Raw genomic sequence first — 24,287 nt, forward strand, 5'->3', positions numbered from 1 at the left:
GATAGGCGGCTGTTTTACATTCAGTTTGCCAATGGGAGTCTCCATGAGTGCCGTCACCCGTGCCGCCGTTGAAGGCGTGCTTCGCCAGTACACCGACCCCTACCTGAACCAGGACCCGGTCAGCGCCGGCTGCGTGCGCGCCATCGACATCCAGGGCGGGCAGGTCAGCGTGCAGTTGCAGTTGGGTTATGCCGCTGGGCTGTTCAAGAACGGCTGGGCCCAGGTGCTGCAGACCGCCATCGGCGGCCTTGAGGGTGTCACTGGTGCCCAAGTTTCGATCGACTGCGTGGTGGCTGCGCACAAGGCCCAGGCCCAAGTGCCAGCCATGGCCAACGTCAAGAACATCATCGCCGTGGCCTCGGGCAAGGGCGGTGTGGGCAAGTCGACCACCGCAGCCAACCTGGCCTTGGCCTTCGCGCGCGAGGGTGCCCGGGTAGGTATCCTCGATGCCGATATCTACGGCCCCAGTCAGGGTGTGATGTTCGGTATCGCCGAGGGTACCCGTCCAAAGATTCGCGAGCAGAAGTGGTTCGTGCCGATCAAGGCCCACGGCGTGGAAGTGATGTCGATGGCCTTCCTCACCGACGACAACACGCCAATGGTATGGCGTGGTCCGATGGTGTCGGGCGCGCTGCTGCAACTGGTCACCCAGACCGCTTGGGATGACCTGGATTACCTGGTGATCGATATGCCACCGGGTACCGGTGACATCCAGCTGACCCTGGCACAAAAGGTGCCGGTGGTCGGTTCGGTGATCGTCACCACGCCGCAGGACCTGGCTCTGCTGGATGCCAAGAAGGGCGTGGAAATGTTCCGTAAGGTCAACATTCCGGTGCTGGGCGTGGTCGAGAACATGGCTGTGCATATCTGCTCGAATTGCGGCCATGCCGAACACCTGTTCGGTGAAGGTGGCGGCGAGAAGCTGGCCAGCCAGTATGGCGTCGACCTGCTGGCGTCGCTGCCGTTGTCGATGCTGATCCGTGAGCAGGCCGACAGCGGCAAGCCGACTGCGATTGCCGAGCCGGAAAGCCAGATTGCCATGGTTTACCAGGAACTGGCCCGCCAGGTGGGCGCGCGGATCGTGCTGCAGGAAGCAGCGGCACCGGCAATGCCGAGCATTACCATCAGCGAAGACTGACCTGTCATACCGGGTTTGCCCGCACACAGCGACTGCGCCGCACTTGAAATCTGTGCAGTCCCTGGGGAGCGGGTGAGCTTGCGAAGAGGCCAGCGCCTATTTCGAGCAGGCATGAAAAAACCCGCCAGAAGGCGGGTTTTTTTGAAAGCTAGGAAGCTAGATCGACTTAGGCGATCTGAACTTCTTCAGCCTGCATGCCTTTCTGGCCGCGGGTAGCGACGAAAGTAACAGCCTGGCCTTCTTTCAGGGTTTTGAAGCCGTCAGCTTGGATGGCTTTGAAGTGCACGAACAGGTCGTCGCCCGACTGAGGGGTGATGAAGCCGTAGCCTTTCTCATCGTTGAACCACTTAACAACACCGGATTGACGGTTGGACATTTTTCTGTCTCCTTGGACAATTTGATAACGGTCAGGAAAAACCCTGCCCGGGACTGAGCGCAAAGAGAGCAGAAAATTCAGCGATGGGCCGATCAGGATCGTGCATCAAACTAGAGATTCTCGGTGTCACGTGCAGCACAGTGGCAACACCTTACCCCACTTTCCGCAACCTGCCAATGGTCAGAAGACGCTTTAGGCAAATTCGGATCGGCGGCGGCTGCAGCCCCCACCCGGCGCGGGATGTGGGATGGAACTTTAACCTGGGCGCCGGGACCGGTAATATGCGCGTCACGATTTTCACCTCGCAACTCTTCAGGACACCCCGCCATGAGCATCAAATCGGACAAGTGGATTCGCCGCATGGCGCAGGAACACGGCATGATCGAGCCCTTCGTCGAGCGCCAGGTGCGCGGCGAGCAGGACAACCGCGTGATCTCCTTCGGCGTCTCCAGCTATGGCTACGACGTACGCTGCGCCGACGAATTCAAGGTGTTCACCAACATCAACTCGGCTACCGTCGATCCGAAAAATTTCGATGCTGGCAGCTTCGTCGATATCAAGAGCGACGTGTGCATCATCCCGCCAAACTCTTTCGCCCTGGCGCGCACTGTCGAATATTTCCGTATTCCCCGTGACGTGCTGACCATTTGCCTGGGCAAGAGCACTTACGCCCGTTGCGGCATCATCGTCAACGTCACGCCGCTCGAGCCCGAGTGGGAAGGCCACGTGACGTTGGAGTTCTCCAACACCACCACGCTGCCGGCGAAGATCTACGCCAACGAAGGCGTGGCGCAGATGCTGTTCTTGCAGTCCGACGAAGAGTGCGAAGTGTCGTACAAGGATCGTGGCGGCAAATACCAGGGCCAGCGCGGCGTCACCCTGCCGCGTACCTGAGCCGACAAGCGCGGGGAATTACCCGCGCCTTTGGCACTCCAACGAAGTAACGCCGGTGTGCATGATGTGCATCGGCTTTCGTCAGGAGCAGCCAATGAAACTCCATCCCGCAATCAGTGCCAAGCTGGCAGGCCTGCAGCCCAATCACGTAGGGTTGTTGCCCTGGTCACTGCTGGCGCACCCGCTGCCCATGCAGGCGGGGGGCGTGCCTCATCAACCTGACCCCGATACTCCACAACCGCCGGAGCCCGGTGAGACGCCACCCATGGAGCCAGGCGAGCCGACCTTGCCGGACGAGGCGCCTCCCGCCCCTGTTGCCTGAGCGTCGCTACAGCGTCCAGACGCGGTCAGCGCCAGCCAGGTACACGCGGCTGGCGCTGGCGGGCGTTATTTCCCACCCTCCGGTGAACTCACCGAATGCAGGTAGCAGGCTGACCTGCTCATCGATCAGGAAGCAAGGCAGGCGCAGGCGCTGACGGGCCTTGCCTCGCAGGACGAAGACTGGGTGTACGTGGCCCGCCAGTACCGGGTGTGTGTGGTGGAGCTGCGGCTCGTGCTGCAGGGCAAAGGGCTCCAGAACCCACGGCTCGTCCACGACCTGAATATCGAGCGAGGCGGGTGGATCGCCGGCGTTGCGGTCATGATTGCCGCGTATGAGCACTATTTTCAGTTCTTTGTGCCGCTTGCGCCAATCATCCACTTTGGCCAGCGTTGCCGGTGCACGGGCCGTGCGGGCATGCAGAAAGTCGCCCAGGATGATCAGTTGCTCACAGTCATGCGCGGCCAGCAAGCTATCGAGCCGGGCGAGTGTCGCCTCAGTCGTTCCGCGTGGCACCGGTTGATGCAGGGCACGGTAGCTGGCGGCCTTTCCGATGTGCACGTCGGCCACCAGCAGGGCCCGGCGGGCGGGCCAGTAGACGGCTTTGTCGGCGAGCAGCCAGAGCACCTGACCACAGTGTTCGATGGGTTGGTAATTCATTCCGCGTCCGCCGCTTGCTCCAGGTCCGCCACCATCCGCGCAATCCGGTCTGCCAGCTTCTCGGTGCTCAACGTCTCGCGCATGCCTTCCACCAGCAAGGCAAACGCCAGTGGCCCTGGCCGCTTCAACGCCCGCAGGTCCAGTTGCAACGCGCTCATTTTTAGCAATTGCCGACGTAGCCGCTCGATCTCCAGCTCTTCGCTCAATACCTCATCCCGCGCCTGGCCAAGCAGCAAATTCCCTGCGTCGTGTTTGCGAAACACCTCATAGAACAGGCCGCTGGAGGCCTGGATTTGCCGCGTACTCTTCTGCGCGGCGGGATAGCCGCCAAACACCAGGCCGGCAATCTGGGCAATTTCCCGAAAGCGCCGCAGTGCCATTTCCCCGGCATTCAGGCTGGCCAGCACATCTTCCAGCAGATGCCCGGTGCCTAGCGCTTGCGGCAAGTGCGTAGCCCAGTCCACCTTGGCAGGGCTGAGGAGTTCGAATCCGTAGTCATTGACGGCAATCGACACCGACAGCGGTTGTGCGCGGCTGACCCGCCAGGCAATCAGATTGGCCAAGCCCAGGTTGGCCATGCGCCCGGCAAAGGGGTACAGGAACAGATGCCAGCCCTGACGGGACTTGAAGGTCTCGGCCAGCAGTGTGCCTGTGGTGGGCAAGGCTGACCACTGTGCCTGAAGCCCAAGCAGTGGGCGTACTGCGCGCATTTCCGGCCCGTCAAAGCGTTCATGGGCTGCAGCATCGAGCTGCTCGACCAGCGCCTCGGCCAGCTCGCTCGAGAGCGGCATGCGCCCGCCGTTCCAGCGCGCCACAGCGGCCTTGCGCGCGGTGCTGCGACGCACATAGGCGGTCATGTTTTCCACCCGCACCAACTCCAGTACCCGCCCGGCAAACACCAGTGTATCGCCGGGGCGCAGGCGAGCGATGAACGCTTCTTCAACACTGCCCAGCGTTTTCCCCCCGCCGCCCTTGCTCCAGTATTTCAATTGCAGGTTGGCATCGCTGACGATGGTGCCGATGCCCATACGGTGGCGCCGTGCCAAGCGTTCGCTGGTAACCCGATAAACACCGTCGGCCTGACGCTCGACGCGCTGGTAGTCCGGGTAGGCGGTCAGTGAGCTGCCGCCGTGGCAGACGAAATCCAGCGCCCATTGCCATTGGTTGTCGCGCAACTCGCGAAAGGCCCAGGTGCTGCGCACTTCGGCGAGCAGTTGCTCCGGGCGAAAGCCACTGCCCAAGGCCATACTGACCAGATGCTGTACCAGCACGTCCATGCACAGGCGCGGTGAAAAACGAGCTTCGATGTGGCCGGCTGTCAGTGCCTGCCGGGCCGCCGCCGCTTCCACCAGTTCCAGGCTATGGGTGGGCACCAGGGTGACCCTGGAGCGCCGCCCAGGCGCGTGTCCTGAGCGACCCGCCCGCTGCATCAGGCGGGCGATGCCCTTGGCCGAGCCGATCTGCAGCACCCGTTCCACTGGCAGAAAGTCCACGCCCAGGTCCAGGCTGGACGTGCAGATTACCGCCTTCAGGCTGCCTTGCTTGAGGCTGCGCTCGACCCAGTCGCGGGTATCGCGGGCCAGCGAGGCGTGGTGCAGGGCGATCAGCCCGGCCCAGTCCGGGCGGGCCTCAAGCAGGGCCTGATACCAGACTTCGGCCTGGGCACGGGTGTTGGTGAACACCAGGCTACTGGCACTGGCGTCGATCTCGTGACAGACCTGGTCGAGCATCTTCAGGCCCATGTGCCCAGCCCAAGGGAAGCGCTCGATCACTGCTGGCAGCAGGGTGTCGACTTGCAGCGCCTTGTCTTGCCGGCCTTGCACCAGCAGGCCGCCCTGCGGTAGCAAGACATCCAGTGCGTGTTGCAGGTTGCCGAGCGTTGCCGACAAGCCCCAGGTCGGTAGGCCTGGGTGCCAATGCCGCAGGCGCGCCAAGGCCAGCTGCAGTTGTACCCCGCGCTTGTTGCCAAGCAGCTCGTGCCATTCGTCCACTACCACCAGTTGCAGCGTGGCGAAATCCTCATGTGCCTGTGCCCGGGTCAGCAGCAGGGTCAGGCTTTCGGGGGTGGTGATCAGCACACTGGGTAGCCGCCGGGCCTGTCGGGCGCGTTCGGCACTGTTGGTGTCGCCGCTGCGCACCCCCACGCTCCACGGCAGCTCGAGCTCATCGAGCGGCGCTTGCAACGCACGTGCGGTGTCGGCGGCCAAGGCACGCATGGGCGTCACCCACACCACCTGTAAGGGCGCTGGCTGGCGGCCTTGCGGCCCAGCCTTGAACGCACGTAGCGCAGCGAGCCATACCGCGTAGGTCTTGCCTGCACCGGTACTGGCATGCAGCAAACCGGACTCGCCCCGTTCGACGGCAGCCCATACGCGCCGTTGGAAAGCGAAGGGCTTCCAGCCGCGCTTGGCAAACCAGGCATTGGCGAGGTCGGTAGCAGCAGGCATGAGGCAGATGGCCCTCCGAAGGCTGTGCTTCTACAGACCACCTGCCGGCTGCAATGGTTTTACCGGATCAATTGGCCAACAGGTAGCCGCTGCGGCATACCTGTTCGCCGGCCACATGGGCGATGACCATGCCAGCCGTGGCCATGCGCCGTACGCTACGCGCATACAGCAGGCCTGGCTGGCTGTTGCGCAGGGCGGTAACTCGGTCACTGAGCGGGTCGATGACTTCGGCGATCAATTGGCCGGCCTCCAGGTGCTGGCCGGGTTTGGCGTGATAAACCAGCAACCCACCCAGTGGCGTTGCCACGGGTTCCACCGCGGCCAACGGCGTGGCGTGGCGTAACAGTGCGGGCAGGGCGGCACTGGTGCCTTCGATGACGCCGGCGTGGGTCAGGAAGTCGAGGATCGCCTGGCAGTCCTGGCTGGCAAGGTCATGGCTGACATCCGCCTGACCACGCAGCTCGACGGTTACCGAGCAGCAGCCCAGCGGAATCGGAAAGCGTTTGCCGAAACGCTGCTGCAATTGCCACCAGACCAGGCTGAAGCATTCATCGAACGACTGCCCGCCCGAGTCGGTTGCCAGCAGGCTGGCCTGGGCACCTAGGTAACGGGCCAAGGGTTCGATCTGGGGCCAGGCATCGGGTGTGGTGTACAGGTGCTCGACCGCTTCGAAATCGCAGTGCAGGTCCAGCACCATATCGGCATCGCAGGCCAGGCGCTGCAGTATCAGGCGCTGGGCCTGCAGAGGGGTGCGGGCCGGGTGTGCGTCCAGGCCTCGGCGCAGGTATTCGCGGATCAGTGCAAGGTTGTGCTGTGGGTCCTGGGTGAGGTGTTCTTCAATCTCGTCGCCGATGCTGTCCGACAGGTCGACGAAGTTGCGATTGAAATTCTCGCCGCTTTGCAGTTCAAAACGCCCCAATGGTGCGTCCAGCAGCACTTGCTCCAGGCCCACCGGGTTGGCCACCGGGACCAGAATGATCTCGCGCTGCAGTCGGCCTTGCTGTTCCAGCTCGACCAGACGGCGCTTGAGGTGCCAGGCTACCAGCATGCCCGGCAGCTCGTCGGCGTGCAGTGAGGCCTGTATATAGACTTTGCCACCACTGCGGGGGCCGAAGTGGAAACTGTGCAGTTGGCGGGTGATGCCCGGTACGGGGGAGAGCAGGTCATGGGTTGAATGGTGCATGTTGGTCCTGGCTGCGTGGCGAAAACGGTCTGCGACACGGGTCGGCTCAAAAATAGAAGCATAGTTTCAGCGAATGCGCCTCATCCTGCAGCAGTCGGGCATCGCAAACTTTTTCAGGCCAGTAGCGCCTGCAAGGTGGCCAGGTCATCTGCCTCCTCCACCGGCTTGTCCAGCCGCCAGCGCAGCATGCGCGGAAAGCGCACGGCGATACCGCTTTTGTGGCGCCGGGACAGGGCGATGCCTTCGAAACCCAGCTCGAACACCAGCGTTGGCGTCACGCTGCGTACCGGGCCGAACGTTTCCACCGTGGTCTTGCGGATGATGGCGTCGACCTTGCGCATTTCTTCGTCACTGAGCCCCGAATAGGCCTTGGCAAAGGGCACCAGCGCACGACCAGGTGTACCTGCCGGTGCATCCCATACGGCAAAGGTGTAGTCGCTGTACAGGCTGGCCCGGCGGCCGTGGCCGCGTTGGGCATAAATCAGCACCGCATCGACGCTGAACGGGTCGATCTTCCACTTCCACCAAATGCCCATGTCCTTGGTGCGCCCCACACCGTAAAGGGACTCGCGCTGCTTCAGCATCAAGCCCTCCACCCCCAGGCTGCGCGATTGCTCGCGCTGGAGGGCAAGGTCGGTCCAGTCCGGGCCTTGCAGCAAAGGCGACAACAGCACGGGGGCAAGTGGGTGTTCATCCACCAGGCGTTCCAGCTGGCTTCGGCGTTCGTGCTGCGGGCGGCTGCGCCAGTCATCGCCCTGCCACTCCAACAGGTCGTAGGCCTGCAACACCACCGGCGCATCGTTCAGCAGCTTTTTGCCCAGCGTTTTGCGACCGATGCGCTGTTGCAGCAAGGCGAAAGGCTGCACGGCCAGTTCCGCCTCGGTTTCACCGGGTTTCCAGACCAGAATCTCGCCATCGAGCACCACGCCATCGGGCAACGTCTGTGCCAGACCATGCAGTTCGGGGAAACGCTCGGAAACCAGTTCTTCGCCGCGCGACCACACCCACAGCTGGCCATCGCGCTTCACCACCTGCGCCCGAATGCCGTCCCACTTCCACTCGATTTGCCAATCGCTTGGCGGTCCGAGCAGGGTATCGAATTGATCGCTGGGTGCTTGCAGCGGATGGGCCAGGAAGAATGGGTAGGGCTGGCCGCCGCGCTGGCTGTGTTCATCGGCGGACTCTGGAGCGATCAGCCTCTGGTAGCTGGCTGCAGTAGGGCGATGGCCTGTATCGGTGTAGCCGACCAGGCGCTGGGCCACGCGTTTGGCATCTAGCCCGGCCAGTTGCGCCAAGGCGCGAGTGACCAGCAGCTTTGACACGCCCACGCGAAAGCTGCCAGTGATCAGCTTCAGGCACAGCATCAGGCTGGCGCGGTCCAACCGCGCCCAGAGCGGTGGCAGGCGCAGCCTGACTTGCTCAGGCGGCAGACCGCGCAGGGGCAGCAAGTGCTGTTCCACCCAGGTGGCCAGGCCTTCCTCGCTGCCATCGGCGTGCAGCGGCAGCAGCAGCGAAATGGTCTCGGCCAGGTCGCCCACGGCCTGATAGCTTTCTTCGAAAAGCCAGTCCGGCAGGCCAGCCAGCGTCGTTGCCAGTTCACGTAGAAGGCGGGTGGGCACCAGCTGGCGTGGGCGCCCGCCGGCCAGGAAATACACCGCCCAGGCAGCATCGTCGGCGGGCGCCATGTCGAAATAGTCCCGCAGTGCCTCGAGCTTGGCATTGCTGGAGGTGGTCGCGTCCAGGCGCAGGAACAGCGTAGCGAAGGCTTTCATGGCGAGGGGGCGGTGTTGGGCACATCGTCTTCGTCGCCATACTCGGTGACGAAGGCGCGGGCATCCAGGCCTTGTTCGGTGAGGTAGCGCACCAGTACCTCGACCGAGCCGTGGGTGACCATCACCCGTTGGGCACCGGTCTGGCCAATGGCCCAGAGCAGGCCAGGCCAGTCGGCGTGGTCGGACAGCACAAAGCCCCGGTCCACGCCGCGCCGCCGGCGGGCGCCGCGTAGCAGCATCCAGCCGCTGGCGAAGGCATCACTGTAATCGCCAAAACGGCGCATCCAGCTGCTGCCGCTGGCTGATGGGGGCGCCAGGACCAGTGCCTGGCGCAGCAGTGGATCGTTGCGCGGAATATCGCCTGCGTAGCGGGTTTCCGGCAGGCGGATGCCGGCATCCCGGTACACCCGGTTGAGCGACTCCATGGCGCCATGCACGAGGATCGGGCCAATGCTGGCATCCAGCCCATGCAGAATCCGCTGGGCCTTCCCGAAGGCATAGCAGAACAGCACGCTGGCCTTGCCCTGTTCACTGTTGGCCCGCCACCAGGCATTGATGCCGGCGAAGATCTCGCTTTGGCTTGGCCAGCGGTAGATCGGCAGGCCGAAGGTCGATTCGGTGATGAAGGTGTGGCACGCCACTGGTTCGAAGGGCGCACAGGTGCCATCGGGTTCTACCTTGTAGTCACCGGATGCAACCCAGACTTCACCTTGGTACTCCATGCGCACCTGCGCCGAACCCAGCACATGCCCGGCCGGGTGCAGGCTCAACGTCACACCGTGGTGCAGCAGGCGCTCACCGTAGGGCAGGGTCTGCAAATTGATGTCCTGGCCCAGGCGGCTGCGCAGAATGCCGGCACCGGGGCTGGCGGTCAGGTAATGGCCATTGCCGGTGCGCGCGTGGTCGCCGTGGCCATGGGTAATGACAGCCCGGTCCACGGGCCGCCAGGGGTCGATGTAGAAATCTCCGGGCGGGCAGTACAGGCCTTCGGGGCGGGCGATGACAAGGTCCATGGCACGGGCACTGGTTCTGGGCTTACCCGTTAAGAGGCATGGTGCCAGGCGTTAGTTCGGATGGATTTGGGAGGGAGCTGCTGAAAAACTTCATCAAGCCCCCTCATGCACCCCTGAAGAATGCCGTTACCGCCCCGGTACCAATGTGAGCCGCTGGTTGCCATACGCCCTGCCGAAGTTCTGCTGTTGCAGTGGCAGGCTCATGAAGCGCCCTTTGAACCAGGCATCCAGCCCGTCGCGGTAATGCGCGCTGGCCGGGTTGCCGGACTGGCCGCTGCTGGTCAGTATCTGCAAGGGCTCGGCCTGGCCGAAGTCGACGATCATCCGTGCCGAGGCTGGCAGGCGAGTGTCGAAGTCGCTACCCCAGGCGAATGGTGTAAGGGCCAGGGTAGTGAAGTCGCCGCCTGCGGCAAGCGGCGCACGGCTGATCGCATCGCCCAGGCCATGGTAGGCCGGTGCCGGCCAGCGGTACTGGTGCAGCTTGCCCCACTGCCAGGTGCGTCGGTCGGCACCCAGTTGCGCGATACCGGCCTCCATTGCACCTGCCAGGCTGCGGGCGAGGATGGTGGGTTTGTCTTCTTTTTGCGGCGTGGTGCGGTCATCCCAGAAAGGGCTGTCATCGCGGCCCAGCAGGTGATCGGCCTGCGCCGAGAACGACAAACGTGCATTGCTGACGAACGCCTGCCACGCCGGGCCGGCCTCCGGGCCCAGGTCATCGAGGAAGGTCTGGCGAGCGACCTCCTGCAAGAACAACTCGTACAGCGCGGCATCGGCCGACACCGGGCTCAGGCGGCCATCGAAGGCCTTGAGCCGGGCCAGCGTGTCGCGGGCCTTGTCGCGCTGCCCGGCGGGGAGGGCGTCGATCGCCTGCTTCAGAGGCTGGGCCATGCCGGGGGCGTCGAACATCTGCTTGAGCTTGTTGGCCAGCAAGGTCACCTGGTCATTCTGCAGGGCAATCAGGCTGCGACTGTCGTGGCGGCCGTTGCCGGCCAGCTGTGCCAGGCGTTCGGCACGTTCGGGGTAGTACCAGGTGCTGGACAGCTGCATGCCATAGCCGCGCGGCAGGCTGCGCTGGTTGGCATGGCCGATCCAGCCCGCGGGTGGGTCCTGGTCGTATGGGTGCAGCATCGGGTCGGCATAGCCATCCCAGTCGTAACGCCCGTCCCAGCCCGGCGAGGGCAGCAAGCCCTGGCCTTCGCGGCGATTGGGGTAGCGGCCACTGACTTGCCAGCCGATGTGCTCAGGCTCGGCGAAAACGAAGTTGACGGCAGCAGCGGTCACTTCCCGGGTGCTGTCGAAGGCCCGCTCCAGGTTCTTGGCCCGCGTCAGGTCGAACAGCGCATCCAGGCTGCGATCACCTTCGAACTGTGGCAGGTTCAGCGCCAGGCCCAGGCTGGCGTTTTCTGGCTGGGCCAGCAGGGTGCCGTGGCGGGTGTCGTACATCACTTCGCGCACGGGGCGCTGGCCACGGACAAAGAAGGTTTCGTTACGGGTACGGGCCGGCAGCCATTTACCGTCGGCCAGGTAGCGCAACTGATTGCCCTGGTGGCGCAACTGCTCGAGGAACACGTCCTGATTGTCGGCCATCACCGCGCTGCTGCTCCAGGCCAGCTTGCCATTGTAGCCGGCCAGCACGATCGGCAGGCCGGGCAAGGACAGGCCGGCAACCTGGTACTTGCTGGTATTGATCTGTACCGGGCTCAAGGCCCAGCCGGCGCGGCTGTCGCTGGCCAGCAGGCTTTTGCCGCTGCGGCTGCGCTGCGGGCCCAGGGCCAGGTTGGCCGACCCCGGGCTACCGAGCAGGTCGAGGTCGGCGAGCTTCTGGCTGGCAGCCACCAGGGCCGGCAGCCCCGGCAACTGGCTGGCAAGGTTCAGCCCCTTGAGCTTGTCCACTTCCATTTCGGCCAACGGCTCGTCCGGGGCTCCGGGCAGCAACCAGGCGAGCTTGTCGCTACCCACTTTCTGCGCCAGGGTCAGGGCGCTGAGTTCCTCGTGCAGGTTAACCGACTGGCTGAACGCGTACAGGCAGAAGACCAGCGCCGAGTCTTCAGGCTTCCAGTATTCGGGGCGATAGCCACTACTGGCCAGGCCTGCTGGCAGCTTGTCGCGGTAGCGGAACAGGTAGGCGTTGACCCCGCGCGCATACACTTCGAAGAAGCGCTTGAGCCTTGGCGATGCGTCGGCGTACTGCTGGGCGGCACTCTGCTTGAGGTTGGCGGCGCGCATGAGGCGGTCGATATCCAGCGCCTCGCTGCCGGCCAGTTCGGCCAGGCGGCCCTGGGCGAGCAGGCGCATGGCGACCATCTGTTCGATGCGGTCGCCAGCGTGCACATAGCCCAGGCTGAACAGCGCATCATGGAAGCTGCTGCTTTCGATAAGCGGCGCGCCCATGGCATTGCGCCGTACCGAAACATTCTGCGCCAGGCCCTTGAGCGGCTGCACGCCGCTGGTTGGTGGCACGCTATCCTGGTAGCCGCCCGTCTGGCAGCCGGCCAGCCCGAGCATGCCGAGCAGGGTGGCAGCGGTTGCAAACCGCAGGCGGAAGTGAGGAAAGGCGGGGGCGGCCATGACAAGGGCTCCTGCAAGGCGAGGCTGGTTTGGAAAGGCGCTAAGGTAGTAAGCGCGCAGGCGCCATGCAAGGTCCCAGGTCGGTTTATTTGATTGCGCGCCTCAAACGTCGAAGTGCTCAGCCAGTGCGTCGGAAAAATGCGTGCAATTGATGCGCGTGTAGCGTCGGTAGTCACGGCTCACCGCGAATGCAGAGCCGGGCATCAGCAGGATCTTGTGCTGCTCCAGTTTGCGCATGAAAGGTTGCAGGTCGGGCAGGTCCGGGTGATAGACCCAGAGGAACATCCCCCCTTGCGGTGCAATATCGAACTGCCAGCCGCGCTCGAGTAGCAAGCGTTGGGTTTGCACTTGCTGGCGGATCAGACGCTGCTGCACGTCCTTCATGTGCCGGGCATAGGTGCCATCTGACAATATGGTGTTGACGAAGCGTTCGCAAAACGCGGGGACGGCAACGCAGGTCAGCAGTTTAAGGCGTGTGAGCGGCTCGATCAGGTCTTGCGAGCAGGCAATGAACCCCACGCGCAGCGATGCCGACAGGCACTTGGAGAAGCTGCCGATGTAGATAACCCGGTCAAGGTTGTCCAGCTCGGCAAAGGTCTGGCGCACGGCGGGGCTGAAGTCCCCATACACATCATCCTCGACCACGAAGAACTCGTGCTCCACCGCCAGGCGCAGGACGCTGAAGGCGTTGTGCGGGCTGATGTTGCTGCCGGTCGGGTTGTGGAAGGTGCTGTTGCAGAAAAACGCCTTGACCTTGTGCCTGGCCAGGTGGCTTCTCATTTCTTCCACGTCCGGCCCGTCCTGAGTCCGCCGAATGCCGACGACGTGCCCGCCCGCCAGCTGGATCAGCTTGATCAGGTTGCCGTTGCCCGGCTCGTCGACGAAAACGTGGTCGCCTGGTTTGATCAGCAATCGTGCCACCAGGTCCAGGCCTTGAGTGGCACCCAGTGTGGTCAGCAACTGGTTGGGGCGGGCTTCGACACGGGTCAGCCGTTTCATGTGCACGCAAAGCTGTTTGCGCATGGGCAGGTAGCCCTGGATGTCGCCGTATTCTGCCAGCGAGCTCTGCTCCAGCCGCGCCGTGCGCCGAATTGCCTTGGCCAGCAGTTCGGTGTCGCGCCACGCCGGGGGCAGCCATCCGCTGCCTAGCTTGGTGAAGTGCTGGCCGCCCTGCAACAGCCGGAACAGCGGATCGCCGGCCATGCATTCGGGTTCGTGGATCACGCCGGTGTGACGCGTCCGGTTTGCGACGAAGTAGCCACGGCCGGGTGATGCCGTCAACACGCCTTCGCTGACCAACTGGGCATAGGCCGACACGACGTCGTGGTAGCTGAAGTCGACTGCAGCGGTCAGCTTGCGGATGGAGGGCATGCGTTGCCCGGGCAACCACTCGCCTGCTTCCAGGCGTTGTTTCAACAGGTGATGAAGGCTGCAGGGGATCATGGCAGGTCCGAAACCGTTAGAAAAAAAAGCCTAACAGTTAACGGAAATGCTTGTCGACTGTTCGTTTGCAAATGGCCAGTACATGCCACTATCTCCGTGTCGAAACTTTCGGCTGCCAACAAAGGCGGCACTTATAGCGTCTGTGCAGACCAGACAACTGGATATCAAGCCCATGCACCCTATGGACATGCAATCAGCCGTCATTGCCAGGCTTCCTGTCCCTGACGAACTGGAGTCATTCAAAGTTGTAAAGAATCTTGTGACCTCGGCGTTATTGGAGTGTTGTTCAATCGTCGAGTTCGAAGCACTGAAAGAAACATCGGTCATTGAAAGTGTGACTGAACAGGCACATGCCGATTTGCAGGCATTTGCCATGAAAGATCCGGCTGCCGGCCGCGACCTGGTATTCATTGCAAAAACCTACACTTCTTATTCTGCGGTTCTGCATTATCGGCTTGCCCATTGGATCTACAACAATAGCGCCGCTACCTACGGCGCCGGCGGCCAATGCCTGGCCGCCATGATCTCCCGGCGCGGAAAAATGCTGTCGGGGGCGGAGATCCATTTCCGCAGCCGCATCGGTGCGCGCTTCATCATCGATCACGGCATGGGCACCGTCATTGGTGAAACATCGACCATTGGTGACGATTGCTACGTGCTTGGCGGTGTAACCCTGGGCGCCCGCGGTATCAGTGACAACCCCTCGAGCCCCAGGCATCCGACGTTGGGTAACCGGGTACAGATCGGCGCTTTCGCCAGTGTGCTGGGCGCTATTCATGTGGGTGACGGCGCGTTTATCGGGCCGGGATGCATTGTTACCAAAGACGTCCCGGCCGCTGCCCGGGTACAGGTTAAAACATCATTGCAGGTGGTATTGGAAGCATGAACTCTCTTAACTATGAAGTTTTAAGAAATACCGAAAAACTGTATTACAAAGATCAGTACCTGGCGGGCGCGAATACTCAAGTAGTGCGGGTGCACAGTGACGGTATCGAGTTGCTGAGCACGGTGGCCTACCCGGAAGGTGGCGGCCAGGAAGCGGACTTCGGCACGATTGAATTACCGGTGGGTACCGTGCGATTCGTCTGGGTTAAAAAACTCTACGGTAGTCCTATTCGCCTGGAGGGTTTCAAAGGCGGAAAACTGGGCGGCATCATTATTCACAATGTGCACCCTGATGATTTGCACTTGCTGGATGAAGTCACCGCAGGCATGCCGGCTCGCGTCACTATCGATATTGAACGGCGCGAACGGCTGACGTTGTCTCACAGTGCCAGCCACTTCCTGTATGCCGCCGCCATCGGGCTGCGTGAAGAGCTGAAGCAATGGACTATCGGCTGCCATATCAAAGAGGACACGGCACGCTTCGACTTTCTGGTCGAGGACGCGTTCACGGCTGAAGACGTACTTGAAATAGAACGGCGGGCGAATGAACTGATCGGCTGCGATGCGCCCATCGAGCACTACGCGGTTCAAGGCCTGGAAGACGCACGTTTGTGGACCTACAACGGGATCGAAATCCCCTGCGGTGGCACCCACCTCGATTCACCGCGGCGCATTGGGCGCCTTGGCGTCAAGCGCAAACGGCTGGGTAAAGGCAAGGAACGGCTGATCTGCGTGTTCCCCGAGGCGGAAATCGACCTGTCCACTTATCACGAGCACGCATTATGAACAGCACATTACCGCGGCGCACGTACCTGTATTTCACCGCACAGTCGATCAACCTGACGACTGCCGTGATGTCGGTGACGATGGCCGCCATTGTCGGGGCCTCGCTGGCGCCTGACGCCGCATGGTCCACAGTGCCGTACGGGTTCCAGTTTCTGTGCCTGATGTTGGCAACCTATCCGGTCTCCAGGCTGATGAGCCGCATCGGCCGTAAAAAGGCTTTCATGCTGGGCGCGATTCCCTTGGCGCTGTCTGGCGTCAGCGGCTTTCTGGCGGTGGAGCACGAGCATTTTCCTGCGCTGGTCCTCAGTCACTCTGCATTGGGTGTGTACATCGCGTTCGCCAACTTCAACCGGTTCGCGGCGACCGACAATCTTTCCCAGGCCTTGAAGCCCAAGGCGCTTTCGCTGGTCGTGGCTGGCGGGGTCATCGCGGCTGTGGTCGGGCCGACGCTTACCGAGTGGCTGCGTGATGTTGGCGGCTTCCCACTGTTTTCGCTGTGTTACGCCGCGTTTGTCGGCCTGGCGCTGCTGTCGTTGTTGATTGCCCTGTGCCTGCCCAATGATGCGGGCACGGCCAGCGCGGTCAACAGCACAGCAAAACCGGCAAGCACCCGTGCCGAGCCGGCAGGCCCGAGCGTGGTTGTGGCAATGGCTGTGGCTGCGCTGGGCTACGGGATCATGAACCTGCTGATGATCCAGGCCTCGATGCACATGAAACACATGCACGAAGACTTCACTGACGTCCGTCTGGCGATCCAGTGGCATGTGATCGCCATGTTTGCCCCGTCGTTCTTCACCGGCGCCATCATCCAGTGGCTGGGTATCAAGACCACCATTTGCGCGGGCCTGGCCCTGTTGATCGGTTGCTCGGCGATGAATATCTGGTCGCACAGCTACGCCATGATGACCTTGGCACTGATTGCCCTCGGTCTGGGCTGGAACCTCACTTATGTAGGCGGAGGTGCGTTGCTGGCCCAGTCACTGCAGAACAGCCCGGCTGCGATGCAGATGCAGGGCAAGAACGACCTGGCCATTGCCGTTTTTGCCACCATCGGCGCATTCAGCCCTTCGCTGTTGCTGAGCTCGGTCGGCTGGGACGGTACCAATGCCATCTGCATGGTCCTCTGCATGGGGCTGCTGGTTGCCACTGCCGGGCTGCTGCAGAACAAGGCCGGCCTGCATACTTCAATGGAAGGTAGCCGCAAATGAGCGAGCTCATCAGTGTCAGCGATCGCATCTACACCAAACTGGAAATGAACAACCCGGGCGGTAGCCACAAATACCGGGCGGCGCGGCAGATCGTCGAACATGCCGTGCGCAGGGGCGACATCATTCCCGGGGTGACGACCGTCATCGAAAAGACCGGTGGCAGTTTCGGCTTTGGCTTGCTGGCGGCTTGCCATAAGTACCAGGTCGCCGTAGAGCTGGCGGTCGGGCTGAGTTTCAGCCAGACCAAGCGGGATCTGCTGGAGTGTTTCGGTGCCCGACTGATTGGCAAGGAAATGCTGATGGCCGGTGCCACCCCCAAGGACGTGGTGATGCATCACCTGGATAATCAGGCCGCACTGGGCAAGTCATACTTCTACACCGACCAGTTCAACAACCCGGTAGGCATCGAGGCCCATCGTTATCAGACCGCCAGCGAGCTGGCCATGCAACTGACCAACGCCGGGGCGGGGAGACAGATCCTGTTCGTGGGCTGTGCGGGTACTGGCGCCAGTTTCACGGGTATCACCCTGGGGCTGAAGGACCATGGCTTCGAGGTGTCGACGGTACTGGTCGATCCCAATGGCTGTGATTCGAGGGCTGGCGTGTTCGCCGATCATCGTTTTGAAGGCATGGCGGTGGGCGTTTGTCCGCCGTTCATGGACTGGTCGCTGGTGGACGAGCGGGCCCAGGTGCACCATGCAGAAATGCTGGCCGCACAGCGCTGGTTCTACATGCAGAGTGGCATTTTCGTCGGTAATACAGCCGCTGCCTGTCTGGCGGTTGCCCAGCGCATGGCCCAGCACCCGCGGTATGTCGAGACCACCCTGGTGACCATCGCCTATGATGCCGGCCTCTGGTACCAGGACCTGCTGGGGGCTAACCGGCGCAAAGCCGCATAACCCACCTGTGTCAGGCTCATGATCCAGAGGCTGGCACGGTACCCGTGGGAGCGGGCGCGCCCGCTCCCACAGTGATCGTGCAATCTCTCAGATTTTTATCGAGTCAGTCGATCAGGCGCCGTGGCACTTCTTGTACTTTTTCTCGCTACCACACGGGCACGGGTCGTTACGGCCAACGTCCTTCAGGGCGTTGCGTACCGGCTCCTGGTGGCCGTGGTTGCAGTGCGGGCCGTGTACATGGCCGTGGTCGTGGTGGTGATCATGGTCATGGTTGCAGTCAGGGCCATGAACGTGGGGTTGTTGGGACATTGCAGGGTTACTCCGGTATGTGATCGCCGGGGATTATCTCACCACTGCGTGATATGTGCAGGTCCCGATGGATGAGCAACCCGGTCGCCAGTTCGCCCTGCAGTGTGTAATGCAGCGGCTGCTTGCTTCTCAGCAGTTTGGCCAGTGGTTTCAGGTGCTGCCACAGGTTGGTGCGTGCGGTTATCTTGAAAGTGCGCCGTGCATGCCCGCCCACGCTGCGCCATACGCTGGCTTCATCCTGCACCAGGAGTAGGTCATTGAGGCGTATTGCATACGACACGTTGCGTATGAACAGGCGGCTGTCATTGGGGTTGTCGACCCGCACGTGCAACACGAACTCCTGTTCCAGCAACCTGGCCTTGACCGTTTCGACCTCGACCAGGTGCACTTCGGGCTCGCGCCAGTCTTCGCCCCAACTGGCACAGCCCGTCAGCCATGTCAGCAGCGCACCGAGCAGTAGCAGACGGGTGCGCTTGATCATGTTCAGTTCCCTACGTAGCTGGCGCAGCATTTCTTGAATTTGTGCCCGCTGGCGCAAGGGCAGGGGTCGTTGCGCCCGGCCTTCAGCCCGACCGTCGGGTCGATGAAGTACCAGCGCCCGGCATGCTGGACGAAGGCCGAGCGTTCACGGTGCTGATGATCGCCGTCCTGGTCGTGCCAGCGCGCGGTGAAGGTGACGAAGCCGTGTTCCGGCTGGCCGCCCAGCACTTCTGCGCTTTCCACCTCCAGGCCCAGCCAGGTGCTCTGTGCACTCCAGTCGGCCATGGCAGCACGGTCCAGGTCGGCTTGCTGAACCGGCAGGGTGGTGGCTACCAGGTAGTCGACCAGGCCCAGCACGTATGCACTGTAGCGTGAGCGCATCAGGGCCTGGGCATCCGGTGCCGGGGTACCGGCATGGTAATGCCCGCAGCAGGCGTCAAGCAGGTTGCCACTGCCACAAGGGCAGACCGAGACACTCATCATCACCACCAGTACTTGCCAAAGTTTTCAGGGTTGGCCCAGAACCTGGCGTTGAGCCAGTCCGGGACCTGCTTATAGTCATGTAGATCATAGGTGAACAGACTCAAAACCTGTTGGTCACGGCAGAATTTCTCGCTGGCCGACAAGGCCAGGGCGAAAAAGTCGGTGTCCTGCCAGCCGCAGGCGGCCAGGTCGGCCAGCACTGCAACGCGGCTGGCATTGAGGTTGCGAATGCCGCCGAGCAGCTCCAGGCCGGTGCGCTTTGGCAAGTGTTCCAGGCAGTCCACCAATACCGCCAGGTCAAAGCGCTGGGCAGCCAGTTCGGCCGGCAGCGGGCCAGGGGCGGCGATGTCGATGGTCACCTGGGGGTGCGCCTGAGCGAAGGCGTCCAGCGCCGGAAAGCGCGTACCTACCAGCAGCAGCCGTTGTGGAGTGAAGCGCTCGAGCAGGGCCGCCAAGGCCTGTTGAGGGGTGCGTTTGGAAAAACCTTCGGTCATTGCCATTCCTCGTTCTAGTCGTCCAAGACTAGCGGGCTGCGGCGTGTGGGCAAAGAGGCATGTGGCCGTGACGTAGCTTATTGCTGGCAGGGTTGGGATGAGCGGTCTTTACTCCCAGAGATCGGTCTTATGCCGATTCCCCCTAGGAGAAGCAATGAAATGAGCATAGTACGCACAGCGATACCCCTGGTACTGCTCACCAGTGTGTTGACTGGTTGTGCAGGTTTGCAAAAAACCGACTGGCCGAAATGTGCCGCCGTCGGGGGTGTAGGCGGCGCCGCCCTGGGCGCCATCGAAAGTTCCAGCTGGGCTGGCTGGGGTGCGTTGCTGGGCGGTGGCCTGGCGGCGGGCTATTGCTGGGCCCACGGCGATGGCGACGAGGATGGCGACGGCGTGCCCGACAGCCGTGACAAATGCCCTGGCACCCCGCGTGGTGTGCAGGTCGATGCCAACGGATGCCCGCCTGAGCCGGTCGCGGTGGTCGAAGAAGTGGTGGTGCAGAAGGAAGAAGTCATTGTCATCCGTGATGTGCACTTCGAGTTCGATTCTGCGCGCCTGACTGCCAGTGACAAAGAGCGCCTCAATACCATTGCCACGCGCCTGAAGCAGGAAGCGCCATCTGCCCGCCTTAGCGTCAGCGGCCATACCGACAGCGTCGGTTCCGACAGTTACAACCAGAAACTGTCCGAGCGACGCGCCCATTCGGTGACCGATTATCTGGTCGAAAGCGGTGTACCGCGCAGCAGCTTCGTTTCGGTAGTCGGCGCGGGTGAAACCCAGCCGGTGGCAGACAACGCCACGGCCGAAGGGCGTGCCATGAACCGTCGTACCGAGATCAAGATCCAGCGGTAAGGCGGCATGCGCCCGTGCCTTGAGCAGTGGCACGGGCGCGTCTTCATGCCGGCCAGCCGTTTGTGGCCAATGACACAGGAGCATTCAGCATGAGTGTGACGTCGAAGGCGGCATTGCCGCTGTTGGTGGCTGCCAGCCTGCTCGCGGGCTGTGCCACGCACAGTGATGGCAGCGCGCCCCTCAACCAAAGGACCTGGCCCATCTGCAGCCTGCTGGGCGGCTTGGTCGGTGGTGGCCTTGGCGCCATCGAGAGTTCTTCCTGGGCTGCCGGTGGTGGTGCCTTGGGCGCCATCGCCGGGGGGCTGATTTGTTACGCCCAGGACGGTGACGAAGATGGTGACGGCATTTTCGACCGACGTGATCACTGCCCCGAGACCCCTGCCAACACGGCGGTCGACCACATGGGTTGCCCACTGAAACAGTACCCGGTCGCGCCACCTGCCAGTGCTCCCGAACCCTCGCCAGAGGTGATCACCCTCGATGACAACGGCGCGGTGATGTTCGCCTTCGACTCCGCCGAACTGACGCCGGCGGCCCAGCAACGCCTGCAAGGCCTGGTGGCGAAACTCAATTTACCGACGGTGGCCAAGGTCCGTGTGATCGGGCACACCGACAGTGTGGGCTCCGACAGCTACAACCAGGCACTTTCCGAACGCCGCGCCAGCAGCGTGGCCGAGTACTTGATTGGGCAGGGCCTGGAGATGGGCAAGGTCACCAGCCAGGGCCGCGGGGAAAGCGAGCCGGTTACCGACAACGAAACCGACGAGGGCCGCGCGCGCAACCGACGGGTGGAACTGCACCTCAACTGAGTGGTGTTGGCGCCTGCCTTGGCATTACCGTGAATGCTGTTCGCATGGTTTGCTCGATCAGGCTGCCTCGACATGAGAACAATCGATAGGGGCGGGGTATGAAGTTCATCCTGGGCCTGGGCAAGGTCCTGACGGTCGCTTTCTGGGGGGTGGTGTTGTTCAATCAGTTGATGCCACAACCCTTGCCCTTCAATCTGCTGATCAATGCTGCCGGCATCGTCTTGTTGGGCCTGCACCTGCTTGAAGTGCTGTTCTTCAATCGCAGCCTGCGCGGACGCAGTCACCGCTGGTTTGACCGTTTGCAAATACTGTTGACGGGTATCTTCCATGTGATGTCCATTCCCCGTGCGCGGAAGGCGCCGCGGGTGAACTGATCTTGCAGCGGCTCTGATTCTCACTGCGGCCCCTTGCTGGAGGGGGCTTGCCCGCGAACACCGGCAACGCCGGTGACATTCACCGTGGCGCCGGCTTCGCTACAGGTTGCGCGCAGAACCTGTCAGATCACCAGCCGCGAACTGGCCACCGCAACCACGGCCAGCCCCAGCAACAGATTGATACCCACCATCCGCCGAATGCGCCCCAGTACCGCCGCCCCCGTCGGCCAGTCCTCGGCCTGTACTGCTGCCTTCAATTCCGGCAGCAGCAACGCCTGAATGCGCATGAACAAGGCAAGCATGGCGATCCCGCCACCTATCATTACGTGCACGTAACGGGGCGCCGTTTCGAAACCGCTGAAGCGCATGTGCAACATGCCGATACCACTTATCGCCAAAATCGCCACCGCCAGCCAGACCCAGCCGAAGAAGCGTCGGAAAACTTCCACCCACAAGCGCAGGCGGGCAGGCCCTTCCAGGGCTGCAACCGTTGCCGGGCGCAGCACCAGCCAGGCGAAGAACATGCCGCCGACCCATACCAGGGCGGCCAGAACATGCAGTGTGTAGGGCAGGGCAAAGGCGAGCATTCGGATCTCCATGCGGCAGAAAGGGCAATAGCGGGGTATGATAGCCGCCCCATGCGAAACACTGAAAATATATCCAGCCCTCCGGGCGCCTGCAGACCATGATCAGCAACGAACTCAAAGCCACTATCCAGGGCGCCTATTCGCGTTTTCTCGAAGCCAAGAGCCTCAAGCCGCGCTATGGCCAACGCCTGATGATCGCCGAAGTGGCCAAAGTGCTTGGCGACATTGCTTGCGACGATGAAGGCCGCCGCGCTGGCGAGCCTGCCGTGGTGGCCGTGGAAGCGGGCACCGGTACCGGCAAGACGGTAGCCTACAGCCTGGCTGCCATCCCGGCGGCCAAGGCCGCCGGCAAACGCCTTGTGATCGCCACGGCTACCGTGGCCCTGCAAGAGCAGATCGTCTTCAAGGACCTGCCCGACCTGATGCGCAGCAGTGGCCTCAACTTCAGCTTCGCCCTGGCCAAGGGCCGTGGCCGCTATCTGTGCCTGTCCAAGCTCGACATCCTGTTGCAGGAAGGCCACGCCCAGTCAGCCACGGCTCAGTTGTTCGAGGAAGAAGGCTTCCGTATCGAAGTCGACGAGCGCAGCCAGAAGCTGTTCAACAGCATGATCGAGAAGCTTGCCGGCAACCGCTGGGACGGTGACCGTGACAGCTGGCCAGAGGCCCTGGAAGACCAGGACTGGGCACGGCTGACCACCGACCACAGCCAGTGCACCGGCCGCCACTGCCCCAACTTCCAGCAGTGCGTGTTCTACAAGGCCCGCGAAGGCATGGGCAAGGTCGATGTGATCGTCACCAACCACGACATGGTCCTGGCCGACCTGGCCCTGGGTGGCGGTGCGGTGTTACCCGACCCGCGCGATACCATGTACGTGTTCGACGAAGGCCATCATCTGCCAGACAAGGCCATCGGCCATTTCGCCCATTATTCGCGGCTGCGTTCCACCTCCGACTGGCTGGAACAGACCGCCAAGAACCTGACCAAATTGCTGGCCCAGCATCCGCTGCCCGGCGACCTGGGCAAGTACATCGAGCAGGTGCCGGAGCTGGCGCGAGAAGTACGCACCCAGCAGCAGTTCATGTTCACCCTTTGTGAACAGGTGGCCGACTTCCGTCCCAGCGAGGACACCGAAGGCCGTGAACGCCCGCGTTACCGTTTCGAGGGTGGGGTGGTGCCGGAACAGATTCGCGAAGTGGGCATCGAACTGAAAAAGGGCTTTGCCCGCCTCAACGATCTGTTCACCCGCCTGGCTGACCTGCTCAAGGAAGGCATGGACGGTGAGGTCAACATCGGCATCGCCAGCCATCAGGCCGAAGAGTGGTATCCGCTGTTCGGCAGCCTGGTCACCCGTGCCCAGGGCAACTGGGAGCTGTGGACGGCCTTCACTGCCGAAGACCCGGAAGACAGCCCGCCCATGGCGCGCTGGCTGACCTTGGCCGAGAGTGGCGCGCTGTTCGACATCGAAGTCAACGCCAGCCCCATCCTCGCCGCAGAAATGCTGCGGCGCAGCCTGTGGAGCGTGGCGCACGGTGCGCTTGTGACTTCGGCGACATTGACAGCGCTGGGCAAGTTCGACCGTTTCCGCATGCGTTCGGGGTTGCCGCGCGATGCCGTCACTTGTGTGGTGCCCAGCCCGTTTGTGCATGGCGATGCCGGTCTTTTGCGGGTCCCCGACCTGAAGGCCGACCCCCGCGATGCTACCGCGCACACTGCAGCGATCATCCGCGAGCTGCCGAACATCGTCGAAGATGCCCGTGGCGCGCTGGTGTTGTTCTCGTCACGCAAACAGATGCAGGATGTGTTTGATGGTCTGGACCGTGACTGGCGCAAGCTAGTGCTCATCCAGGGCAACCTTTCAAAGCAGGAAACCCTGAACAAGCACAAGGCGAGGGTCGACGATGGCCAGCACAGCGTGCTGTTTGGCCTGGCCAGCTTTGCCGAAGGTGTCGACCTGCCGGGTGCGTATTGCGAGCACGTCGTCATCGCCAAGATTCCCTTTGCTGTGCCCGACGACCCGGTCGAAGCTGCGCTGGCCGAGTGGATCGAGGCACGTGGCGGTAACCCGTTCATGGAAATTGCCGTGCCCGACGCCTCGTTGAAGCTGATCCAGGCTTGCGGTCGCCTTCTGCGTACCGAGCAGGATCGCGGCGTTATCACCTTGCTTGACCGGCGCTTGGTCACGCAGCGTTACGGCAAGGCTATTCTCAATGCGCTACCGCCGTTCCGGCGGGAAATTTCCTGATCGCCGGAGCACTTGCTCCGGCGCATTGTCCATTACTCGTCTTGGGCCCGTCAGGGTCTTGAAGG

Annotated in this window: 24 protein-coding genes; 11 read left to right on the plus strand and 13 right to left on the minus strand. The window is 62.6% G+C overall.

Annotated features, from left to right (window positions below; genetic code table 11):
- The first annotated feature begins 43 nt into the window (after nucleotides 1-43).
- The gene (gene apbC, locus ACE4QZ_RS07880) at nucleotides 44-1,138 is read left to right on the plus strand and encodes an iron-sulfur cluster carrier protein ApbC (RefSeq protein ID WP_021781982.1); all 1,095 of its coding nucleotides are present in this window, start codon (nucleotides 44-46) and stop codon (nucleotides 1,136-1,138) included.
- A 166-nt stretch (nucleotides 1,139-1,304) separates the two neighbouring features.
- Here the strand turns inward: apbC and ACE4QZ_RS07885 are convergent, their stop codons facing one another.
- Nucleotides 1,305-1,514, minus strand: coding sequence for a cold-shock protein (locus ACE4QZ_RS07885; protein ID WP_003254922.1), 210 nt, complete (start codon nucleotides 1,512-1,514; stop codon nucleotides 1,305-1,307).
- Nucleotides 1,515-1,841: 327 nt separating this feature from the next.
- On the opposite strand from ACE4QZ_RS07885, the gene dcd reads away from it, so the two are divergent.
- Nucleotides 1,842-2,408, plus strand: coding sequence for a dCTP deaminase (gene dcd / locus ACE4QZ_RS07890; protein WP_003254920.1), 567 nt, complete (start codon nucleotides 1,842-1,844; stop codon nucleotides 2,406-2,408).
- A 94-nt stretch (nucleotides 2,409-2,502) separates the two neighbouring features.
- Entirely contained in the window at nucleotides 2,503-2,730 is a 228-nt protein-coding gene (locus ACE4QZ_RS07895) for a hypothetical protein (RefSeq protein WP_021781983.1), read from the plus strand.
- A gap of 6 nt (nucleotides 2,731-2,736) precedes the next feature.
- Here the strand turns inward: ACE4QZ_RS07895 and pdeM are convergent, their stop codons facing one another.
- The 7 genes from pdeM to ACE4QZ_RS07930 all read right to left on the minus strand — a co-directional run bounded on the left by pdeM (nucleotide 2,737) and on the right by ACE4QZ_RS07930 (nucleotide 13,813).
- Nucleotides 2,737-3,387 carry a ligase-associated DNA damage response endonuclease PdeM gene (pdeM, locus tag ACE4QZ_RS07900; protein ID WP_084850139.1) on the minus strand — a complete coding sequence of 217 codons (651 nt, stop codon included), beginning with the start codon at nucleotides 3,385-3,387 and terminating at the stop codon, nucleotides 2,737-2,739.
- Nucleotides 3,384-5,834 carry a ligase-associated DNA damage response DEXH box helicase gene (locus tag ACE4QZ_RS07905; RefSeq protein WP_103443571.1) on the minus strand — a complete coding sequence of 817 codons (2,451 nt, stop codon included), beginning with the start codon at nucleotides 5,832-5,834 and terminating at the stop codon, nucleotides 3,384-3,386. Before ACE4QZ_RS07905 ends, pdeM begins: the two co-directional genes overlap by 4 nt.
- Nucleotides 5,835-5,901: 67 nt before the next feature.
- Nucleotides 5,902-7,017 (minus strand): succinylglutamate desuccinylase/aspartoacylase family protein, encoded by a 1,116-nt coding sequence (locus ACE4QZ_RS07910; protein ID WP_021781986.1) that lies wholly within the window; start codon nucleotides 7,015-7,017, stop codon nucleotides 5,902-5,904.
- A 113-nt stretch (nucleotides 7,018-7,130) separates the two neighbouring features.
- Entirely contained in the window at nucleotides 7,131-8,789 is a 1,659-nt protein-coding gene (locus ACE4QZ_RS07915; RefSeq protein WP_103443572.1) for an ATP-dependent DNA ligase, read from the minus strand.
- Nucleotides 8,786-9,802: a ligase-associated DNA damage response exonuclease gene (locus ACE4QZ_RS07920; RefSeq protein ID WP_103443573.1), complete on the minus strand. Its 1,017-nt coding sequence runs from the start codon at nucleotides 9,800-9,802 to the stop codon at nucleotides 8,786-8,788. Before ACE4QZ_RS07920 ends, ACE4QZ_RS07915 begins: the two co-directional genes overlap by 4 nt.
- A gap of 126 nt (nucleotides 9,803-9,928) precedes the next feature.
- Nucleotides 9,929-12,370: a penicillin acylase family protein gene (locus ACE4QZ_RS07925; RefSeq protein ID WP_103463185.1), complete on the minus strand. Its 2,442-nt coding sequence runs from the start codon at nucleotides 12,368-12,370 to the stop codon at nucleotides 9,929-9,931.
- 102 nt (nucleotides 12,371-12,472) lie between these two features.
- Complete coding sequence (locus tag ACE4QZ_RS07930; RefSeq protein WP_103463184.1) at nucleotides 12,473-13,813, minus strand: PLP-dependent aminotransferase family protein; 1,341 nt, start codon at nucleotides 13,811-13,813, stop codon at nucleotides 12,473-12,475.
- A gap of 172 nt (nucleotides 13,814-13,985) precedes the next feature.
- Between ACE4QZ_RS07930 and ACE4QZ_RS07935 the strand changes: the two genes are divergently transcribed.
- From ACE4QZ_RS07935 to ACE4QZ_RS07950, 4 genes are read left to right on the plus strand one after another with little or no spacing between them, the layout of a single operon-like run.
- Nucleotides 13,986-14,699 carry a serine O-acetyltransferase gene (locus ACE4QZ_RS07935; RefSeq protein WP_028697985.1) on the plus strand — a complete coding sequence of 238 codons (714 nt, stop codon included), beginning with the start codon at nucleotides 13,986-13,988 and terminating at the stop codon, nucleotides 14,697-14,699.
- On the plus strand, nucleotides 14,696-15,484 hold the full coding sequence (locus ACE4QZ_RS07940) for an alanyl-tRNA editing protein (protein ID WP_031322958.1): 789 nt from the start codon (nucleotides 14,696-14,698) through the stop codon (nucleotides 15,482-15,484). The genes ACE4QZ_RS07935 and ACE4QZ_RS07940 overlap by 4 nt, the downstream gene beginning before the upstream one ends.
- A complete protein-coding gene (locus ACE4QZ_RS07945; RefSeq protein WP_103463183.1) occupies nucleotides 15,481-16,692 on the plus strand; it encodes an MFS transporter in 1,212 nt (403 codons plus the stop codon). Before ACE4QZ_RS07940 ends, ACE4QZ_RS07945 begins: the two co-directional genes overlap by 4 nt.
- The gene (locus ACE4QZ_RS07950; RefSeq protein WP_084850147.1) at nucleotides 16,689-17,591 is read left to right on the plus strand and encodes a pyridoxal-phosphate dependent enzyme; all 903 of its coding nucleotides are present in this window, start codon (nucleotides 16,689-16,691) and stop codon (nucleotides 17,589-17,591) included. Before ACE4QZ_RS07945 ends, ACE4QZ_RS07950 begins: the two co-directional genes overlap by 4 nt.
- A 111-nt stretch (nucleotides 17,592-17,702) precedes the next feature.
- Here ACE4QZ_RS07950 and ACE4QZ_RS07955 read toward each other — a convergent pair whose 3' ends face one another.
- The 4 genes from ACE4QZ_RS07955 to ACE4QZ_RS07970 are packed head-to-tail and all read right to left on the minus strand — an operon-like array spanning nucleotide 17,703 to nucleotide 19,357.
- Nucleotides 17,703-17,900 (minus strand): SEC-C metal-binding domain-containing protein, encoded by a 198-nt coding sequence (locus tag ACE4QZ_RS07955; RefSeq protein WP_003254900.1) that lies wholly within the window; start codon nucleotides 17,898-17,900, stop codon nucleotides 17,703-17,705.
- Nucleotides 17,901-17,907: 7 nt separating this feature from the next.
- A complete protein-coding gene (locus ACE4QZ_RS07960; RefSeq protein ID WP_021785826.1) occupies nucleotides 17,908-18,381 on the minus strand; it encodes an LEA type 2 family protein in 474 nt (157 codons plus the stop codon).
- 2 nt (nucleotides 18,382-18,383) lie between these two features.
- Entirely contained in the window at nucleotides 18,384-18,860 is a 477-nt protein-coding gene (locus ACE4QZ_RS07965; RefSeq protein ID WP_021785827.1) for a YchJ family protein, read from the minus strand.
- Nucleotides 18,861-18,862: 2 nt separating this feature from the next.
- Nucleotides 18,863-19,357: a DUF6231 family protein gene (locus ACE4QZ_RS07970; RefSeq protein WP_021785828.1), complete on the minus strand. Its 495-nt coding sequence runs from the start codon at nucleotides 19,355-19,357 to the stop codon at nucleotides 18,863-18,865.
- A 159-nt stretch (nucleotides 19,358-19,516) separates the two neighbouring features.
- Between ACE4QZ_RS07970 and ACE4QZ_RS07975 the strand changes: the two genes are divergently transcribed.
- The 3 genes from ACE4QZ_RS07975 to ACE4QZ_RS07985 all read left to right on the plus strand — a co-directional run bounded on the left by ACE4QZ_RS07975 (nucleotide 19,517) and on the right by ACE4QZ_RS07985 (nucleotide 21,392).
- A complete protein-coding gene (locus ACE4QZ_RS07975) occupies nucleotides 19,517-20,209 on the plus strand; it encodes an OmpA family protein (protein ID WP_003254894.1) in 693 nt (230 codons plus the stop codon).
- A gap of 89 nt (nucleotides 20,210-20,298) precedes the next feature.
- On the plus strand, nucleotides 20,299-21,018 hold the full coding sequence (locus ACE4QZ_RS07980) for an OmpA family protein (RefSeq protein WP_103463182.1): 720 nt from the start codon (nucleotides 20,299-20,301) through the stop codon (nucleotides 21,016-21,018).
- A 98-nt stretch (nucleotides 21,019-21,116) separates the two neighbouring features.
- Nucleotides 21,117-21,392 (plus strand): DUF1145 domain-containing protein, encoded by a 276-nt coding sequence (locus ACE4QZ_RS07985; RefSeq protein ID WP_084850149.1) that lies wholly within the window; start codon nucleotides 21,117-21,119, stop codon nucleotides 21,390-21,392.
- Nucleotides 21,393-21,514: 122 nt separating this feature from the next.
- On the opposite strand, the gene ACE4QZ_RS07990 is transcribed toward ACE4QZ_RS07985, so the two are convergent.
- On the minus strand, nucleotides 21,515-21,979 hold the full coding sequence (locus ACE4QZ_RS07990) for a CopD family protein (protein ID WP_021785832.1): 465 nt from the start codon (nucleotides 21,977-21,979) through the stop codon (nucleotides 21,515-21,517).
- A gap of 98 nt (nucleotides 21,980-22,077) precedes the next feature.
- On the opposite strand from ACE4QZ_RS07990, the gene dinG reads away from it, so the two are divergent.
- Entirely contained in the window at nucleotides 22,078-24,222 is a 2,145-nt protein-coding gene (gene dinG / locus ACE4QZ_RS07995; RefSeq protein WP_103463181.1) for an ATP-dependent DNA helicase DinG, read from the plus strand.
- Nucleotides 24,223-24,287: the final 65 nt, after the last annotated feature.

The organism is Pseudomonas sp. DCA-1, assembly GCF_046523955.1.
GTDB classification, from domain to species: domain Bacteria; phylum Pseudomonadota; class Gammaproteobacteria; order Pseudomonadales; family Pseudomonadaceae; genus Aquipseudomonas; species Aquipseudomonas putida_Y.

What these genes read in the sequence shown, in the direction of transcription:
- ACE4QZ_RS07915 (WP_103443572.1), bottom strand. Translation starts at nt 8,789, where the DNA reads ATGAAAGCCTTCGCTACGCTGTTCCTGCGCCTGGACGCGACCACCTCC.
- ACE4QZ_RS07910 (WP_021781986.1), bottom strand. Translation starts at nt 7,017, where the DNA reads ATGCACCATTCAACCCATGACCTGCTCTCCCCCGTACCGGGCATCACC.
- ACE4QZ_RS07935 (WP_028697985.1), top strand. Translation starts at nt 13,986, where the DNA reads ATGCACCCTATGGACATGCAATCAGCCGTCATTGCCAGGCTTCCTGTC.
- dcd (WP_003254920.1), top strand. Translation starts at nt 1,842, where the DNA reads ATGAGCATCAAATCGGACAAGTGGATTCGCCGCATGGCGCAGGAACAC.
- ACE4QZ_RS07895 (WP_021781983.1), top strand. Translation starts at nt 2,503, where the DNA reads ATGAAACTCCATCCCGCAATCAGTGCCAAGCTGGCAGGCCTGCAGCCC.
- pdeM (WP_084850139.1), bottom strand. Translation starts at nt 3,387, where the DNA reads ATGAATTACCAACCCATCGAACACTGTGGTCAGGTGCTCTGGCTGCTC.
- apbC (WP_021781982.1), top strand. Translation starts at nt 44, where the DNA reads ATGAGTGCCGTCACCCGTGCCGCCGTTGAAGGCGTGCTTCGCCAGTAC.
- ACE4QZ_RS07955 (WP_003254900.1), bottom strand. Translation starts at nt 17,900, where the DNA reads ATGTCCCAACAACCCCACGTTCATGGCCCTGACTGCAACCATGACCAT.
- ACE4QZ_RS07975 (WP_003254894.1), top strand. Translation starts at nt 19,517, where the DNA reads ATGAGCATAGTACGCACAGCGATACCCCTGGTACTGCTCACCAGTGTG.
- ACE4QZ_RS07970 (WP_021785828.1), bottom strand. Translation starts at nt 19,357, where the DNA reads ATGACCGAAGGTTTTTCCAAACGCACCCCTCAACAGGCCTTGGCGGCC.
- ACE4QZ_RS07990 (WP_021785832.1), bottom strand. Translation starts at nt 21,979, where the DNA reads ATGCTCGCCTTTGCCCTGCCCTACACACTGCATGTTCTGGCCGCCCTG.
- ACE4QZ_RS07885 (WP_003254922.1), bottom strand. Translation starts at nt 1,514, where the DNA reads ATGTCCAACCGTCAATCCGGTGTTGTTAAGTGGTTCAACGATGAGAAA.
- ACE4QZ_RS07905 (WP_103443571.1), bottom strand. Translation starts at nt 5,834, where the DNA reads ATGCCTGCTGCTACCGACCTCGCCAATGCCTGGTTTGCCAAGCGCGGC.
- ACE4QZ_RS07980 (WP_103463182.1), top strand. Translation starts at nt 20,299, where the DNA reads ATGAGTGTGACGTCGAAGGCGGCATTGCCGCTGTTGGTGGCTGCCAGC.
- ACE4QZ_RS07965 (WP_021785827.1), bottom strand. Translation starts at nt 18,860, where the DNA reads ATGAGTGTCTCGGTCTGCCCTTGTGGCAGTGGCAACCTGCTTGACGCC.
- ACE4QZ_RS07930 (WP_103463184.1), bottom strand. Translation starts at nt 13,813, where the DNA reads ATGATCCCCTGCAGCCTTCATCACCTGTTGAAACAACGCCTGGAAGCA.
- ACE4QZ_RS07925 (WP_103463185.1), bottom strand. Translation starts at nt 12,370, where the DNA reads ATGGCCGCCCCCGCCTTTCCTCACTTCCGCCTGCGGTTTGCAACCGCT.
- dinG (WP_103463181.1), top strand. Translation starts at nt 22,078, where the DNA reads ATGATCAGCAACGAACTCAAAGCCACTATCCAGGGCGCCTATTCGCGT.
- ACE4QZ_RS07985 (WP_084850149.1), top strand. Translation starts at nt 21,117, where the DNA reads ATGAAGTTCATCCTGGGCCTGGGCAAGGTCCTGACGGTCGCTTTCTGG.
- ACE4QZ_RS07940 (WP_031322958.1), top strand. Translation starts at nt 14,696, where the DNA reads ATGAACTCTCTTAACTATGAAGTTTTAAGAAATACCGAAAAACTGTAT.
- ACE4QZ_RS07950 (WP_084850147.1), top strand. Translation starts at nt 16,689, where the DNA reads ATGAGCGAGCTCATCAGTGTCAGCGATCGCATCTACACCAAACTGGAA.
- ACE4QZ_RS07920 (WP_103443573.1), bottom strand. Translation starts at nt 9,802, where the DNA reads ATGGACCTTGTCATCGCCCGCCCCGAAGGCCTGTACTGCCCGCCCGGA.
- ACE4QZ_RS07960 (WP_021785826.1), bottom strand. Translation starts at nt 18,381, where the DNA reads ATGATCAAGCGCACCCGTCTGCTACTGCTCGGTGCGCTGCTGACATGG.
- ACE4QZ_RS07945 (WP_103463183.1), top strand. Translation starts at nt 15,481, where the DNA reads ATGAACAGCACATTACCGCGGCGCACGTACCTGTATTTCACCGCACAG.